This window comes from Streptomyces sp. NPDC049879, assembly GCF_044461265.1.
Classification (GTDB): Bacteria; Actinomycetota; Actinomycetes; order Streptomycetales; family Streptomycetaceae; genus Streptomyces.
The window spans coordinates 647,248-663,295 of sequence record NZ_JBITKT010000004.1 but is presented as its reverse complement, the minus strand read 5'-3'; the positions used below and the strand labels follow the sequence as shown (position 1 = coordinate 663,295).

General features: G+C 74.1%; 13 protein-coding genes. 8 read left to right on the top strand and 5 right to left on the bottom strand.

Annotated elements, in window-relative coordinates; translation table 11 throughout:
* Positions 1 to 128: 128 nt before the first annotated feature.
* Positions 129 to 986 carry a glutamate ABC transporter substrate-binding protein gene (locus tag ACIBPC_RS17810; protein WP_398845554.1) on the bottom strand — a complete coding sequence of 286 codons (858 nt, stop codon included), beginning with the start codon at positions 984 to 986 and terminating at the stop codon, positions 129 to 131.
* Positions 987 to 1,048: 62 nt separating this feature from the next.
* The gene (locus tag ACIBPC_RS17805; protein WP_398845551.1) at positions 1,049 to 1,834 is read right to left on the bottom strand and encodes an amino acid ABC transporter ATP-binding protein; all 786 of its coding nucleotides are present in this window, start codon (positions 1,832 to 1,834) and stop codon (positions 1,049 to 1,051) included.
* A 258-nt stretch (positions 1,835 to 2,092) separates the two neighbouring features.
* Here ACIBPC_RS17805 and ACIBPC_RS17800 point away from each other — a divergent pair, with 258 nt between their 5' ends.
* Positions 2,093 to 2,782 carry a response regulator transcription factor gene (locus tag ACIBPC_RS17800; protein WP_362960609.1) on the top strand — a complete coding sequence of 230 codons (690 nt, stop codon included), beginning with the start codon at positions 2,093 to 2,095 and terminating at the stop codon, positions 2,780 to 2,782.
* A gap of 17 nt (positions 2,783 to 2,799) precedes the next feature.
* Positions 2,800 to 4,254: a sensor histidine kinase gene (locus ACIBPC_RS17795; RefSeq protein WP_398845549.1), complete on the top strand. Its 1,455-nt coding sequence runs from the start codon at positions 2,800 to 2,802 to the stop codon at positions 4,252 to 4,254.
* Here ACIBPC_RS17795 and ACIBPC_RS17790 read toward each other — a convergent pair.
* Positions 4,220 to 7,252, bottom strand: a complete 3,033-nt coding sequence (locus tag ACIBPC_RS17790) for an alpha-mannosidase (RefSeq protein ID WP_398845546.1) — start codon at positions 7,250 to 7,252, stop codon at positions 4,220 to 4,222. The two genes, ACIBPC_RS17795 and ACIBPC_RS17790, sit on opposite strands and share 35 nt — an antisense overlap.
* Positions 7,253 to 7,470: 218 nt before the next feature.
* On the bottom strand, positions 7,471 to 8,514 hold the full coding sequence (locus ACIBPC_RS17785) for a TAXI family TRAP transporter solute-binding subunit (protein ID WP_398845543.1): 1,044 nt from the start codon (positions 8,512 to 8,514) through the stop codon (positions 7,471 to 7,473).
* Positions 8,515 to 8,594: 80 nt separating this feature from the next.
* Here ACIBPC_RS17785 and miaB point away from each other — a divergent pair, with 80 nt between their 5' ends.
* Both miaB and ACIBPC_RS17775 read left to right on the top strand, forming a co-directional pair.
* On the top strand, positions 8,595 to 10,088 hold the full coding sequence (miaB, locus tag ACIBPC_RS17780; protein ID WP_398845540.1) for a tRNA (N6-isopentenyl adenosine(37)-C2)-methylthiotransferase MiaB: 1,494 nt from the start codon (positions 8,595 to 8,597) through the stop codon (positions 10,086 to 10,088).
* 13 nt (positions 10,089 to 10,101) lie between these two features.
* Positions 10,102 to 10,812 carry a hypothetical protein gene (locus tag ACIBPC_RS17775; protein WP_398845537.1) on the top strand — a complete coding sequence of 237 codons (711 nt, stop codon included), beginning with the start codon at positions 10,102 to 10,104 and terminating at the stop codon, positions 10,810 to 10,812.
* Here the strand turns inward: ACIBPC_RS17775 and ACIBPC_RS17770 are convergent.
* Complete coding sequence (locus ACIBPC_RS17770; RefSeq protein ID WP_362960594.1) at positions 10,788 to 10,958, bottom strand: hypothetical protein; 171 nt, start codon at positions 10,956 to 10,958, stop codon at positions 10,788 to 10,790. The genes ACIBPC_RS17775 and ACIBPC_RS17770 overlap by 25 nt on opposite strands.
* A 160-nt stretch (positions 10,959 to 11,118) precedes the next feature.
* On the opposite strand from ACIBPC_RS17770, the gene miaA reads away from it, so the two are divergent.
* The 4 genes from miaA to ACIBPC_RS17750 all read left to right on the top strand — a co-directional run bounded on the left by miaA (position 11,119) and on the right by ACIBPC_RS17750 (position 16,042).
* On the top strand, positions 11,119 to 12,066 hold the full coding sequence (gene miaA, locus ACIBPC_RS17765; RefSeq protein ID WP_362960591.1) for a tRNA (adenosine(37)-N6)-dimethylallyltransferase MiaA: 948 nt from the start codon (positions 11,119 to 11,121) through the stop codon (positions 12,064 to 12,066).
* A gap of 110 nt (positions 12,067 to 12,176) precedes the next feature.
* Positions 12,177 to 12,722, top strand: coding sequence for a hypothetical protein (locus tag ACIBPC_RS17760; RefSeq protein WP_398845647.1), 546 nt, complete (start codon positions 12,177 to 12,179; stop codon positions 12,720 to 12,722).
* Positions 12,723 to 12,750: 28 nt separating this feature from the next.
* Entirely contained in the window at positions 12,751 to 13,641 is an 891-nt protein-coding gene (dapF, locus tag ACIBPC_RS17755) for a diaminopimelate epimerase (protein WP_398845533.1), read from the top strand.
* A 256-nt stretch (positions 13,642 to 13,897) separates the two neighbouring features.
* Entirely contained in the window at positions 13,898 to 16,042 is a 2,145-nt protein-coding gene (locus ACIBPC_RS17750; RefSeq protein WP_398845531.1) for a RelA/SpoT family protein, read from the top strand.
* Positions 16,043 to 16,048: the final 6 nt, after the last annotated feature.

The following is a 16,048-nucleotide window of genomic DNA, read 5'->3' as shown; positions in this document are numbered from 1 at the left end:
ACCCGGCGCCTAGCGTTTACTTCCGTTCCACACAAAACACCTTCCCCTTTTGTGTCCATTGGGGGGGGGGGGGGGGGCCCCCCCCCCCCCCCCGCCGCCCCCCCCCGCCACCGGGGGACCTGGACGGGTCAGCTGGCCGCGGTGATCTCCGGGGCCGGCTCGGCGTCGTAGTTGGCCGGGCCGAAGTTGTCCTCGACGGCCTGGTCCCAGGAGCCGTCCTCCACCATCTGCTGGAGGGCGTCGTTGATCTGCCCCTGCAGCTCCGTGTCGTCCTTCGCGACACCGATGCCGTAGTTCTCGTCGCTCAGCTCAAGGCCGGCCAGCTCGAACTTGCCCACGTTCTGCTCCTGCGCGGCGTAACCGGCGAGGATGGAGTCGTCCGTGGTCAGGGCGTCCACCGTGCCGTTCTCCAGGCCGCTCAGGCACTCGGAGTAGGTGCCCTGCTCAAGGAGCTGCGCGTCGGGGGCCAGCTCGTCCTTGACCCGCTGGGCCGAGGTGGAGCCGGTCACCGAACACAGGGTGAGGTCGTTGATCTCGTCCGTGCTGGAGACGGCCTCGCCGTCGCGCATCAGCAGGTCCTGGTGGGCCAGGAAGTACGGGCCGGCGAAGGAGACGCTCTCCTCGCGCTCGGGGGTGATCGAGTAGCTGGCGACGATGAAGTCCACGTCACCGCGGGAGAGCATGTTCTCGCGCTCGGCGCTGGGGGACTCCACGAACTCGATGTTCTCGGGCTCGTAGCCCAGCACACCGGCGACATACGTGGCCACGTCCACGTCGAAGCCGGCGAAGTCGCCGTCCGGGGTCTTCAGGCCCAGGCCCGGCTGGTCGTACTTGATGCCGACGGTGATGGTGTCGCCACCGCCGCCGCCGCTGCCACTGCCCCCACCGCTGCTGCCGCCCTCGTCGTCATCGGAGCCGCACGCCGTGGCGGTCAGGGAGATGGCGAGGATGGAAGCGGCCAGCGCGCTTGCCTTGCGGAAGTTCATGAGTGATGTGTCCTTTTTCTGTCTGAAAGGTCGTGCGTAAGAAAGTGCGAGCGGGTGCCGGCTCAGTGAGCGAGGATCTTCGAGAGGAAGTCCCGGGCCCGGTCGCTCTGCGGGTTGTCGAAGAACTGGTGGGGGTCGGCCTCTTCGACGATCCGCCCGTCAGCCATGAAGACCACGCGGTTGGCCGCGGACCGGGCGAAGCCCATCTCATGGGTGACGACAACCATGGTCATGCCCTCTTCGGCCAGCTGCTTCATGACCTCGAGGACCTCGTTGATCATCTCCGGGTCCAGCGCGGAGGTGGGCTCGTCGAAGAGCATCACCTTCGGCTTCATCGCCAGCGCGCGGGCGATGGCCACACGCTGCTGCTGCCCGCCGGAGAGCTGTGCGGGGTACTTCTCGCACTGGTTGCCGACGCCGACCCGCGCGAGCAGGTCACGCGCCCGCTTCTCGACCTCGGCCTTGTTCTCCTTGCGGACCTTGATCGGGCCCAGCATGACGTTCTCGAGAACCGTCTTGTGCGCGAAGAGGTTGAACGACTGGAACACCATGCCGACCTCGGCGCGCAGCCGCGCCAGACCGCGGCCCTCCTCCGGGAGGGGCTGCTTGTCGATCGTGATGGTGCCGGAGTCGATCGTCTCCAGGCGGTTGATGGTCCTGCACAGCGTCGACTTGCCAGAACCGGAAGGACCGATCACGACGACGACCTCGCCGCGCTTGATGGTCAGGTTGATGTCCTGGAGGACGTGCAGCGCACCGTAGTGCTTGTTCACATCGCTCAGGACGACCAGGTCTTCCGCCAGGGGTGCGACATCCTGCGGTTTCTTGATCAGCGCCGCGTCGCTCATCGTGCGTTGCTCCGTCCTCGTCGGTTGGGACGGGACACTAGCCAGCGCGCCGACACAGCGTCAGCAGATCTGAGCGGAACTTGAGCATCACGATGTGATCGCGGTCTCGTAGCTCTGCGTGATCAAGAAGGGCCCTCGGGTGAGCACCGCATAACGGAAGCGTTCCCCTCCTCCTACCCCCCTTGACGCGGACCATGAACATCCGCGTGGATGCGTCTTACGGGAGCCGTGTACCAGGAAGAGGAGGGCACGGGGGAGATGAGACTGCTACTGGTCGAGGACGACGAGCATGTCGCAGCCGCCCTGGTCGCGGTGCTGACGCGGCACGGTTTCGACGTGACACGGGCCAGGGGCGGCGAGGAGGCCATCACCCACCTGCGCACCCGTACGTTCGGCGTCGTCCTGCTCGACCTCGGCCTGCCCGATGTGGACGGATTCGAGGTGTGCGGACGCATCAGGCGCATCGCGGCCGTCCCCATCATCATGGTCACCGCGCGTGCCGACATCCGCTCCCGCATCCACGGCCTCAACCTCGGCGCGGACGACTACGTCGTGAAGCCCTACGACACCGGGGAACTGCTCGCGCGCATCCACGCCGTCGCCCGCCGCACCGGCCCCGAGGAGGAGCCGGCGGCACCCGAGGCGCGGGAGGGCGTACTCTCACTCGGACCGATCACCGTCGAGCTGGCCACCCGCCAGGTGTCCGTGGACGGCCGGCAGGTCGCGCTCACACGCAAGGAGTTCGACCTGCTCGCCCTGCTCGCCCAGCGCCCCGGGGTCGTCTTCCGCCGTGAGCAGATCATCAGCGACGTGTGGCAGACGAACTGGAAGGGCACCGGCCGTACCCTCGAGGTGCACGTCGCCTCACTGCGGTCGAAGCTGCGGCGGCCCGAGCTCGTCGAGACCGTACGCGGCGTCGGCTACCGCCTGGCCGTTCCCGCCGCCTGACCCCGGGCCCTCACTCCATGCGCTCACGCCTCCTCCCGCTGCTCATCGTCCTGCTGGCCGGTGTCATGCTCGCCCTCGGCATCCCGCTGGCCGCCAGCCAGGCACGCGACGAGCAGCAGCGCGTCGTCGTCGACCGGATCGACGACACCGCGCGCTTCGCCTCGCTGGCCCAGTCCGTGACGGACCCCGACCCCGAGGACCCGTCGCCGCGGTCCACGCTGGCGGAGGAGCTGGCGATCTACCACGACGTCTACGGGATCAGGGCCGGGGTCTTCCAGCGCGACGGGAAGCCGCTGGCCACCGCGCCCGGCGACTGGGAGCCGCCCGGCGGCGGCACCGGCGCGGAGTTCTCCGAGGCGCTGGCCGGCCGCCGCAGCGAGGGCCCGAGCCAGGTCTGGCCCTGGGACCTCGACCGCACCCTCGTCGTCGCCTCCCCGGTGATCAGGGACGGCGACGTGATCGCGGTCGTCGTCACCGAGTCGCCCACCGGGCCGCTGCGCTCCCGCATCCTCGCGGGCTGGCTGCCCATCGCGCTCGGCGAGGCGGCGGCGATGCTGCTCGCCGTGCTGGCCGCCGTCCGCCTGACCAGCTGGGTCCTGCGGCCCGTCCGCGTCCTGGACAAGGCCACCCACGAGATCGCCACCGGCCGCCTCACCGCCCGCGTCGCCGCGGCGGGCGGGCCGCCCGAGCTGCGGCGGCTCGCCGACTCGTTCAACGAGATGGCCGACAACGTCGAGGAGGTCCTCGAACAGCAGCGCGCCTTCGTCGCCGACGCCTCCCACCAGCTGCGCAACCCGCTCGCCGCCCTCCTCCTGCGGATCGACCTGCTGGGCCTTGAGCTGCCGGAGGGCAACGAGGAGATCGCGTCCGTCAAGACCGAGGGCAAGCGCCTGGCGAAGGTCCTCGACGGGCTGCTCGACCTCGCCCTCGCCGAGCACACCCCGGCCGACGTGCGCCTGACCGACGTGGCCGCGCTGGTCGCGGAACGGGTCGCGTCCTGGCGGCCGGTCGCCGACCAGAAGGACGTGGACCTGATGCTCGCGGGCCCCGTCGCCGTCACCGGCTGGGCCGACCCCGTCGGGCTGTCGAGCGCGCTCGACGCGGTGGTGGACAACGCGCTGAAGTTCACGCCGGCGGGCGGCGAGGTCACCGTGACGGTCTCCTCGCCGGCCGAGTTCGCCGAGTACGTGCGGATAGAGACCACCGACACAGGACCCGGCCTCGACGACTCGGAGCTGGACCGCATAGGCCGCCGCTTCTGGCGCAGCGGGCGGCACCAGAACGTCGGCGGCTCCGGGCTCGGCCTGTCCATCGTCGCCGCCCTGCTGGCCGCGGGCGGCGCGCGCATCCACTACGGGCACGCCGAGCCGCGCGGCCTCAAGGTCACCGTGGACGTGCCACGGGACCGGCCCGAGCGGGCCGGTCCCGCCGTCACCGTCAGCGGCCAGCGGCAGGCGACAGACGCAAGGTGAGGATCTCGAACGGCCGCAGCGCCAGCGCCACGCCGCCGTCCGCGCCCACCTCGTACGCCGGGGCGTCCTCCAGCGGGCGCTCCAGCAGGTCCGTCGCCGTGACCGACGCCAGGGGCAGGCCCGCGCGCAGCGTCCCGGCGGCCCGGCCGCCCGACGCCTCGTAGAGCCGCAGCACGACGTCGCCGCTGCGGTCGTCCGCCAGCTTCACCGCCTCGATCACGACGTCCCCCGCCGCCGTCTCCACCGCGGCCAGCGGCGCGACGGCGCGCGAGCCCGTGACGGAACGCTCCGGCAGGTTGATCCAGTGGCCCTCGCGCACGGCGTCCGCGACGGTCGCGCCCGGCACCAGCGCGTACCGCAGGCGGTGGGTGCCCTGGTCGGTCTCCGGGTCCGGGTAGCGCGGCGCGCGCAGCAGCGACAGCCGCACGGTGGTCGTCTGCCCGCCGTCCGCCCGCACGTCGCGCGTGACGTCGTGCCCGTACGTCGAGTCGTTGACCACCGCCGCGCCCCAGCCGGGCTCGCCCACGCGCAGCCAGCGGTGCGCGCAGATCTCGAACTTGGCGGACTCCCACGTCGTGTTGGTGTGCGTGGCCCGCTCCACGTGCCCGAACTGCGTCTCCGCCGCCGACACGTCCGCCTTCACATCCAGCGGGAACGCCGCCTTGAGGATCTTCTCCCGCTCGTGCCAGTCGATCTCGGTGTCGATCTCCAGCGCCCGCGCCCCCGGCCGCAGCGTCAGCCGCTGCGTCACGCGGGACGAGCCGAACGCGCGCGTCACCTCGACCGTGTCCGGCGCCGCAAGCGTCAGCGACTCGACGCCGGTGAGGTCCGTCACCCGGTTCCGGTAGAACTCGTCCACGTCCCAGGCGTCCCACAGGTTCGGCAGGTCGGGGTGGAGCTGCAGCAGGTTGCCCGCCCCGCCGGGGGCGATCGCGTCGCGCCCGGCCGCCAGGTCCACCGCCGAGACGACGAGCCCGCGCCCGTCGACCGCGACCCGCAGCAGCCCGTTGTCCAGCGTGAAGCCGCCGTCCTCGCGCGGCGCGGACGTCACGGGCGCGCCGGGCGCCGCCGTACGGACCGCCGCGCCGCCGCCCTCGACGCCGTCCCGCGCGTGCGGCGCCGCGTTGAACACCACGGTGTCCGCGCCCTCGCCCGCCAGCGCGCGCTGCGCCGCGCCGACGATCGCCAGCAGCTCGTCCCGCACCCGCGCGTACGTCTCCCGCGCCTCGCGGTGCACCCAGGCGATCGACGAGCCGGGCAGGATGTCGTGGAACTGGTGCAGCAGCACCGTCTTCCACAGCCGGTCCAGGTCCTCGTACGGGTACGCGTGGCCCGGCACCCGCACCGCCGCCGTGGCCGCCCACAGCTCGGCCTCGCGCAGCAGCGACTCGCTCCGCCGGTTGCCCTGCTTGGTCTTGGCCTGCGACGTGTACGTGCCCCGGTGCAGCTCCAGGTACAGCTCGCCGACCCACACGGGCGCGTCCTCGCCGTACTCCTCGTGCGCCGCCCGGAAGAACGCCTCGGGCGGCTCGATCTCCAGCCGCGGCGAGCCCTCCAGGTCCCGCACCCGCCGCGCGCGCCCGAGCATCTCGCGGGTGGGGCCGCCACCGCCGTCGCCGAAGCCGAAGGGCACCAGCGAACGCGTGCCCCGGCCCTTCTCGCGGTAGTTGCGCGCGGCGTGCGCCAGCTCGTCGCCGGTCACCTCCGCGTTGTACGTGTCGATCGGCGGGAAGTGCGTGAAGATCCGCGTGCCGTCGATGCCCTCCCACCAGAACGTGTGGTGCGGGAACGCGTTGATCTGGCTCCAGGAGATCTTCTGCGTGAGGAACCACCGTGACCCCGACAGCTTGACCAGCTGCGGCAGCGCCCCGGTGTAGCCGAACGAGTCGGGCAGCCACACCTCGCGCGTCTCGACGCCGAACTCGTCCAGGAAGAACCGCTTGCCGTGCACGAACTGCCGCGCCATCGCCTCGCCGCCCACCATGTTGGTGTCCGACTCGACCCACATGCCGCCGACCGGGACGAACGTCCCCTCCGCCACCTTCTCCTTCACCCGCCGGAAGATCTCCGGCCGGTGCTCCTTCAGCCAGGCGAGCTGCTGCGCCTGCGACATCGCGAAGACGAAGCCGGGGTCCTCGTCCATCAGCGCCACGACGTTCGCCGTCGTCCTGGCGACCTTCCGCACGGTCTCCCGCAGCGGCCACAGCCACGCCGAGTCGATGTGCGCGTGGCCCACGGCGCTCAGGCGGTGCGCGGAGGCGTGCGCCGGGGCGGCGAGCACCCCCGCCAGCTCGGCGCGGGCCGCCGCGGCGCTGCCCGGCACGTCCTCCAGGTCCACGGCGTCCAGCGCGCGGCCGATCGCCCGCAGCAGCGTCCAGCGGCGCGCGTCGTCCTCGGGCAGCTCGGCCATCAGCCCGCCGAGCACCTCGAAGTCGCGCACCAGCTCCCACACCTCGGCGTGGAAGACGGCCAGGTCGAGGCGCGCCGTCCGGTAGAGCGGGGCGTCCCCGGCGGTGAGGCGGTCGCCGAGGGGGGTGGGCGGGCCCGCGTTCAGCACGGGGTTCGCGGCGGCCTCCACGTACAGCAGGACGTCCTCGCCGCCCGCGGCGCTGTCGGCCACGCGCACCCAGTCGTTGCGCGGGTGGATGCCCTTGACCGCCTCGCCGTCCTCCCGGTAGACGAGCCCCTCGCACTGGAAGCCCGCCTGCACCCGGTCGAAGCCCAGGTCGAGCACGGCCTCCACCGTCCGCCCCGCCCACTCGGCGGGCACTTGTCCCGTCAGCCGGAACCAGGTCGTTCCCCACGCCGGGCCCCACGGCTCCCCGACCGAGGCGGGGCGGTAGCCGGCGGCCAGGCCCTCGGCGACCGGCACCGGCTCGCCGGGCGCGTCCCAGCGCTCGACGGCGAGGGGTACGGGGGTGCCGTGGACGGCTGGTCTGACGCGCTCGTCGAGGACGCGGCGCAGGCGCTGTTCGACGAGGCGGCGGTCATCGTGCATGGCTGGACTCCATCGGAAGATCCTTTGGAACAGGGATGACGGCGGGGACGGGCGCGGCGGGCGCGCGGACGGACAGGAGAGAGGGGACAGGGGGGACAGGGGGGACAGGGGGGACAAGAGGGAGAGGAGCGCGGGCGTGGGGGACCGGCGTACGCGGCCGGGCATGCGTCGGCGCGCCGCGCCCGCCGTGGCGGGCCGGGCGTTCCGGGGGCGGCGGCTCAGGACTTGGCCGACCGGTAGTAGTCGCGCGCTCCGTCGGCGAGGTCGAGCGGCTGCGTGTAGATCGCCGTCCGCAGGTCCACGCGCTGCGCGGCGTGCACCTCCAGGCCGATGCGGTCGCGGCCGTTGATCACCGAGCGGGTCATCTGCTCGACCACGGCGTCGTCCACGGCGTCGGTCGTCACCAGCAGGTTGGCCACCGCGACGGTGTCCACGACGCTGTCGCTCCCCATCTGTGGGTAGGCGTCGGGCGGCAGCACGGCGGAGCGGAAGTACGCGTTCTGCCTGCCGCCCGCGACCAGCGGGTCCATCAGGTCGCCGAGCGGGACGAGCCGGATGTCGGAGTAGTCCGCCAGCCGCTCGATCGCCGAGGTCGGCAGCCCGCCCGACCAGAAGAACGCGTCGAGCCGCCCGGCCTCCAGCATGCGCGGCATCGTGTCGATGCCCTCCCTGACGGCCTCGACGTCCTCCTCCATGTCGAGCCCGCCGGCCGCGAGCAGCTCACGGGCCGCAGGCTGCACACCCGACGCGTCCTGGCCCACGCCGACGCGCAGCCCGCGCAGGTCGGCCACGGACTCCACGGGGGAGTCGGCGGGCACGACGAGCTGGATGTAGTCGTCGTAGAGGCGGGCGCACGCCCGCAGCCGCCCGGCGCCCTCGCCGTGGGCGGCGATGTACGCGGCGATCGCGTCCGCCGTGGCGATGGCGAAGTCCGCCTCGCCCGCGACGAGCCGCTCGATGTTGTCCACCGACCCCTGGCTGGGGCGCGGCACGAGTTCGAGGCCGGGCGAGTCCCGTTCGAGCTGGCCGCTCAGCAGCTGTCCGTACCGGGCGTAGACGCCGCTCGCGACGCCCGTGCTGATGCGTACCTGGCCGTGCGGCCTGTCCTCGCCGCCGAACAGCGGGGTCCACAGCAGTCCCGCCGCCAGCGCCAGCGCGACCACGACCCCGGTCAGGACGGGGAACGGGCGGCGGCGGAGGAACGTCGGGAGCGCCGGGAAACGGGAGGGACGCGGGCCGCGTTCAGGGGTGCTGGGAGCCACCCGAGCAAGCTACCAGCGGAACGTAGACTTGGGGACTGCCAGTTTTGTGGTCACCGCAGGGACAGGGATCGGGTTCTCGCATGCCGGAAGTCACGCGCACGTACGAAGTCAGGACCTTCGGCTGCCAGATGAACGTCCACGACTCCGAGCGGATGTCCGGCCTGCTGGAGGAGGCCGGCTACGTACCGGCCGCCCCCGGCGCCGACGCCGCCGACGTCGTCGTCTTCAACACGTGCGCCGTCCGCGAGAACGCCGACAACCGCCTCTACGGCAACCTCGGCCAGCTCGCCCCCCGCAAGGCCGCCACCCCCGGCATGCAGATCGCCGTCGGCGGCTGCCTGGCGCAGAAGGACCGCGACACCATCGTCCGCCGCGCGCCCTGGGTGGACGTCGTCTTCGGCACGCACAACGTCGGCCGCCTCCCCGTCCTGCTGGAACGCGCCCGCGTCCAGCGCGAGGCGCAGGTGGAGATCGCCGAGGCCCTGGAGGCGTTCCCCTCCACCCTGCCCACGCGCCGCGAGAGCGCGTACGCGGCCTGGGTCGCCATCTCCGTCGGCTGCAACAACACGTGCACCTTCTGCATCGTCCCCGCCCTGCGCGGCAAGGAGAAGGACCGCAGGCCGGGCGACATCCTCGCCGAGATCGAGGCCCTGGTCGCCGAGGGCGTCAGCGAGATCACCCTGCTCGGCCAGAACGTCAACGCGTACGGCTCCGACATCGGCGACCGCGGCGCGTTCGCCAAACTCCTGCGGGCCTGCGGCGGCGTCGAGGGCCTGGAGCGCGTCCGCTTCACCTCGCCCCACCCGCGCGACTTCACCGACGACGTCATCGAGGCCATGGCGGAGACGCCGAACGTCATGCCGCAGCTCCACATGCCGCTCCAGTCCGGCTCCTCGCGCGTCCTGCGGGCGATGCGCCGCTCGTACCGGCAGGAGCGGTACCTCGGCATCATCGGCAGCGTCCGCGCCGCCATCCCCGACGCCGCGATCACCACCGACATCATCGTGGGCTTCCCCGGCGAGACCGAGGAGGACTTCCAGGAGACGCTGCACGTGGTGCAGGAGGCCAGGTTCGCCCAGGCGTTCACCTTCCAGTACTCCAAGCGCCCCGGCACCCCGGCCGCCGAGATGGACGGGCAGGTGCCGAAGGAGGTCGTGCAGGAGCGGTACGAGCGGCTCGTCGCGCTCCAGGAGGAGATCTCCTGGGCCGAGAACAAGAAGCAGCTCGGCCGCACCGTCGAGGTCCTCGTCGCCGAGGGCGAGGGGCGCAAGGACGACGCCACGCGCCGCCTGTCGGGCCGGGCCCCCGACAACCGGCTCGTCCACTTCACCCGCCCCGACGAGCCCGTCAGGCCGGGTGACACGGCGACCGTCGAGATCACCTACGCCGCCCCCCACCACCTGCTCGCCGAGGGCCCGGTCAAGGCCGTACGCCGCACCCGCGCGGGCGACGCCTGGGAACTGCGCACCGCCGCCCCCACCGAGGCGGAGGGCAAGGGCGTCATGCTCGGCCTGCCGCGCGTCGGCGCCCCCGCGCCCGCCGCCGAGCCCGCGGGCGGCTGCACCGTCTGCTGAGTAGGCTGCGCCCATGCTTGCCGCCGCAGCCGTCTGCCCCTGCCCGCCGCTGCTCGTCCCCGAGGTGGCGGGCGGCGCGGCCCACGAGATGGACCCCGCCCGCGCCGCCTGCGCCGACGCCATCGGCGTCCTCGCCGCCGCACGGCCCGACCGGCTCGTCGTCGTCGGACCGGCGGGGGAGCGGCAGCAGGGCGCGTTCCCGGCCGGTTCACGCGGCTCGCTGCGCGGCTTCGGCGTCGACGTCGAGGTGACGCTCGGGAACGCCCCCGCCGCGGACGGCGAACGGGCCCTCCCGCCGTCCCTCACCCTCGGCGCCTGGCTCCTCGCCCGCACCGGCTACGCCGGGGACGTCACCGCCCTCGGCCTCGACGAGGCCCTCGACCCCGGCCACTGCGCCGGCGCCGGGCGCGACCTGGTGGCCGGGGACGAGCGGATCGCGCTCCTCGTGATGGGCGACGGGAGCGCCTGCCGTTCCGCCAAGGCGCCCGGCGCGTACGACGAGCGCGCCGCCGGATTCGACGCCGGGGTCGCGCGCGCCCTCGGCGCGGCCGACACCGACGCCCTCGCCGCCGTCGACCCCGCCGCGGCGGCCGCCCTGCGCGCCTCGGGCCGCGCCTGCTGGCAGCTGCTGGCCGGTGCCGCGGCGGGCGCGGGCCTCGGCGGGCGGCTGCTGTACGACGAGGCGCCGTACGGCGTGGGCTACTTCGTGGCCTCCTGGTCCTGACTGTCGGCGGCCTCCGCCGCCACCGTCTGCCGGGGGATGCCGACGCCCTCGCCCGGCTCGTCCGCCGCGCCGTCAGCCGCCGCGCCCGGCCCGGCCGCCTGCCCGGCGTCCGCGTCCCGCCGCCGGAACCAGCCGAAGATCCTCATGACCCACTCCTCTTTCTCGGTTTTCTCGGTGTTCGTCGGTGCTTCTCGTCCCGCGCGCCTCGCGCGCGGAGGGCTCGGCCCTGCACCGCAAACGACCCGCGCCCTGCCGCGTAACGTCGCTCGTTCGAGCACCGCGCGCCCGGTCTGCGAGACTTCCGCCGTGAACACCGCAGCCCGCGCCCCGCAGGTCATCGCCGTCGTCGGCCCCACCGCAGCCGGGAAGTCGGACCTCGGCACCGACCTCGCGCTGCGGCTCGGCGGCGAGGTGGTCAACGCGGACTCGATGCAGCTCTACCGGGGCATGGACATCGGCACCGCCAAGCTCACCCCCGCCGAACGCCGCGGCGTCCCCCACCACCTGCTCGACGTGTGGGACGTGACCGTCACCGCGAGCGTCGCCGAGTACCAGCGGCTCGCCCGCGCCGAGATCGACCGCCTGCTCGCGGCGGGCCGTACGCCGGTGCTGGTCGGCGGCTCCGGGCTGTACGTCCGGGGCGCGCTCGACGCGTTCCACTTCCCCGGCACGGACCCCGGCGTCCGCGCGCGCCTGGAGGACGAGCTGTCCCGCCTCGGCCCCGGCGCCCTCCACGAGCGCCTCGCCGCCGCCGACCCCGCCGCCGCCCACGCCATCCTGGCGAGCAACGGCCGCCGCGTCGTCCGCGCCCTGGAGGTCATCGAGATCACCGGACGGCCCTTCACCGCCCAGCTCCCCGGGCCGGGCGACGACCCCGGCGTCTACCGGACGCTCCAGATCGGCCTCGCCGTCGACCGCCCCGAGCTGGACGCGCGGATCGCCACCCGCGTGGACCGCATGTGGGAGGCGGGCCTCGTCGCCGAGGTCCGCTCCCTGGCGGGCGTGGGCCTGCGGGAGGGCCGTACGGCGTCGCGCGCGCTCGGGTACCAGCAGGTGCTCGCCGCCCTGGCCGGGGAGTGTACCGAGGAGGAGGCGCGGGAGGAGACCGTACGCGCCACCCGGCGCTTCGCGCGCCGGCAGGAGAGCTGGTTCCGCCGCGACACGCGCGTGCGCTGGCTGAGCGGGGCGCGCGAGGCGCGCGGGGCGCTGGTGGACAGGGCGTGGGAGCTGGTCGAACGGGCGGTCACATCCTGATCACGTGATGGCATCGGGACGCTCCGAGGGCCCGGTCGCGGGCGACCTGCGTGCCATCATCGACCAAGGCTGATACAGCGTGGACCGTGGAGCAGGGAGGGCACGTGGCGATGGAGGCCGGCCCTCGCGAGCACACCGGAGAGACGGCACCGGCAGCCGTCGGCGGACCCCCGCCCCTGCCGGACCTCCCGGCGATGCCGCCCCCGCTCCCGGACGACCCCGAGCCCGACCTCGCCGACGGCTACGACGAGGTCCCGCCCGACGCCGACGCCGACGCGCCGGACGGCACCGACCCGGCGGACGGCCCGGACGGCACGGACGTCTCCTACGCCGACCTGCGCCCGCCCCGGCGGCTGCGCCTCGCGCTCTTCGCGCCCATCGTGCTGCTGAGCCTGCTCGGCTCGCTGATGTTCGCGTTCCCGCTCGCCTTCGCCTTCGACGACGCGGGCGCCGTGGTCGCGATGCTCGGCCTGCTCATCGGCTGCAGCGCGGCGGGCTGGGGCATGATGGCCGCCCGGCGCGCCGGGTACACCTGGCCGGGGCTGCCGCCGCGCGGCTCGGGCCGCCGCCCGGACTGGCGGCTCCTCGCGCTGTACGGCGCGGGCCTCGGCGTCTTCGCCGTGCTGGCCGTCTGGCGGGTGGCCGGGCTGCGCTGACCGCGCGCGGCCCCGTTACGATCGAGGCGTGAGCACCGCACCGCCCGCCCCGGCCGTCCCCTTCCTCAAGGGCCACGGCACCGAGAACGACTTCGTGATCGTCCCCGACCCGGACGGGCGGCTCATCCTGACCCCCGAGGCGGTCGCCCGGATCTGCGACCGCCGCGCCGGCGTGGGCGGCGACGGGCTGCTGCGGGTCGTGCGGTCCGCCGCCGATCCGGAGGCGCGCGGCATGGCCGACCGCGCCGAGTGGTTCATGGACTACCGGAACGCGGACGGCAGCGTCGCCGAGATGTGCGGCAACGGGGTGCGCGTCTTCGCCCGCCACCTGCGGCGCGCCGGGCTCGTCAAGGCGGACGGACTGGCCGTGGCGACGCGTGGCGGGATCAAGCGGGTCAGGTTCGCCGACGACACCCCGGACGGGGAGATCGAGGTGGACATGGGCCGGGCGGTCCTGCCGTCGGGGCCCGACCCGTCCGTCACCGTCTCCGTCGGCGGGCGCGAGTGGCCCGCGCGCCACGTGGACATGGGCAATCCGCACGCCGTCGCGTTCGTGGACCGGCTCGACGAGGCAGGGAAGCTGTACGAGGCGCCGGGCGTCGCGCCCGCCGCCGCGTACCCGCGCGGGACGAACGTCGAGTTCGTCGTGGACCGGGCGCCGGGCCACGTCGCCCTGCGCGTGCACGAGCGCGGCTCGGGGGAGACCCGTTCCTGCGGCACCGGGGCATGCGCCGTGGCCGTCGCGGCCGCCCGCCGCGACGGCGTCGACCCCGCCGCGACCGGACGGGCCGTCACGTACGTGGTGGACGTCCCCGGCGGCACCCTGCGCGTCACCGAGGCGCCGGACGGCGGGGTGACCCTCGCCGGACCGGCCGTCATCGTCGCCGAGGGCGTGCTCGACGCGGCGCTCCTCGGCTGACCCGTCGGGCGGCGGTGCTGACGTTCCGTACGCCCACGCTGACGCGACCTCACCCGTCTCGGCCGCAAACCCGTTGCTTTCAGCCAGCTTTCGCCGGACATAAGTCACTCGGACGGGTGATCCGGGGCGGTGGGGAACCGTGTCACGTGGTGGGCTCGGTAGCATCAAGCACCGGCGCCGCTGCGGGATCACGGGTCACGGGGATCACGGGGAACGAGCCGCGGTCCGGTCAACAGACCGCGGAGGTGCCCACCCGATGAGCGCAGAGGCCACCACTCCCGGCGGCATGGCCCGCGAACGGGGCCAGCGCCGGAACGTCCTCGGGCTCCGCCGCCTCGGCCGCGCCGCCGTGTTCGGCCCGGCGGACCGCCCGCACCGCCTCCCCGACGCCATCGAGCACGTCGCCCAGGCCCACCGCCGCCACCATCCGGGCGCCGACCTGGCCACGCTCTGCCGCGCCTACCTGCTCGCCGAGTCCGCGCACCGCGGGCAGTACCGCAAGAGCGGCGACCCGTACATCACGCACCCCCTGGCCGTCACGCTGATCCTCGCCGAACTGGGCGCCGAGACCACGACGCTGACGGCCTCGCTGCTCCACGACACCGTCGAGGACACGGACGTGACGCTCGACCAGGTCCGCGCCGCCTTCGGCGACGAGGTGGGCCACCTGGTCGACGGCGTCACCAAGCTGGAGAAGGTCGACTACGGGGCGGCGGCCGAGTCCGAGACGTTCCGCAAGATGCTCGTCGCCACCGGCAGCGACGTCCGCGTGATGTCCATCAAGCTCGCCGACCGGCTGCACAACATGCGCACCCTCGGCGTGATGCGGCCGGATAAGCAGGCACGGATCGCCCGCGTCACCCGCGACGTCCTCATCCCGCTCGCCGAGCGCCTCGGCGTGCAGACCGTGAAGACCGAGCTGGAGGACCTGGTCTTCGCCGTCCTCCACCCCGAGGACCACGCCCGCGCCCGCGACCTGCTGCGCGCCCACGCCGGGCGCCCCGACCCGCTGGCCGACGTCGCCGAGGCCGTGCGCGGCGTGCTGCGCGAGGCGGGGATCGCCGCCGAGGTCCACATCCGGCCGCGGCACCTCTTCTCCCTGCACCGCGCGCGGCTGAAACGGGGCGGCGAGCCGGGGCCGAGCGACTTCGCGCGGCTGCTGATCCTGGTCGCCGAGGACGCCGACTGCTACGCGGTGCTCGGCGAACTGCACACGTGCTTCACGCCGTTCGTCTCCGAGTTCAAGGACTTCATCGCCGCGCCGAAGTTCAACCTGTACCAGTCGCTCCACACGGCGGTCGCCGACGCGTCCGGGCACGCCGCCGAGGTCCTGGTCCGCACCCACCGCATGCACCGCGTCGCCGAGGCGGGCGTCGTCGCCCTCGGCGACCCGCACCGCGCCGCCGAGGGGGAGCCGGGCACCGCCGAGGACGGCGAGCGCGCCGACCCGACCAGGCCCGGCTGGCTCTCGCGGCTGCTGGAGTGGCAGCGCCAGGCGCCCGACTCCGACACGTTCTGGACCGCGCTGCGCGACGAACTCGCCCGCGACCGCGAGATCACCGTCTTCGCGGAGTCGCCGGGGCCCTCGCCGGGGCCGGAGGGACCGCTCCAGCTGCCCGCCGGCGCCACCTGCCTCGACGCCGCCTACGCCCGGCACGGCCAGGACGCGCACGCGTGCGTCGGCGCCCGCGTCAACGGGCGGCTCGTCCGGCTGCGGACCGTCCTCGCGGACGGCGACACCGTACGGCTCCTGCTGGCCCCGGAGGGCACCTCCGGCCCGTCCGCCGACTGGCTCGACCACGCCGTCACGCCCGCCGCGCGCATCGCCATCCAGCGCTGGCTGGCGGGGCGGCCAGGCGGCGCCGAGCAGGCCCCGCCGCCGCCCGCCGCCGCCCCGGGCCACCCGCCCCTGCCCGCCCCGGCCGCGCCCGAGCCCGCGGAGACCGCGGAGGAGCCCGTCGCCGAGGTCCAGGGGGCGCCGGGTGCCGCCGTACGCCTCGCCCGCTGCTGCACGCCCGTGCCGCCGGACCGCGCGATCGGCTTCCAGGTGCGCGGCGGCGCGGTGACCGTGCACCGGGACGACTGTCCCGAGGCCGCCCGGATGACCGGCGACGGGCGGCCTCCCCTGCCGGTGACCTGGCGGTCCGCGTCGATCGGCTGCCGCGTCACCCTCCGCGCCGAGGCCCTGGGACGGCCCGAACTGCTCGCCGACCTCACCGAGGCCCTCGCGTCCCACGGCGCCGCCGTCCTCCAGGCCGAGGTCGAACCGCCGCGCCAGCAGCGCGTACGGCACACCTACACCCTGCGCCTGCCCGACGCCTCGGGGCTGCCGGGGCTGATGCGGGCGATGCGCCGCGTACCCGGCGTGTACGACGTGTCGCGCGCCGCGCACGCGCGCTGACGTCCA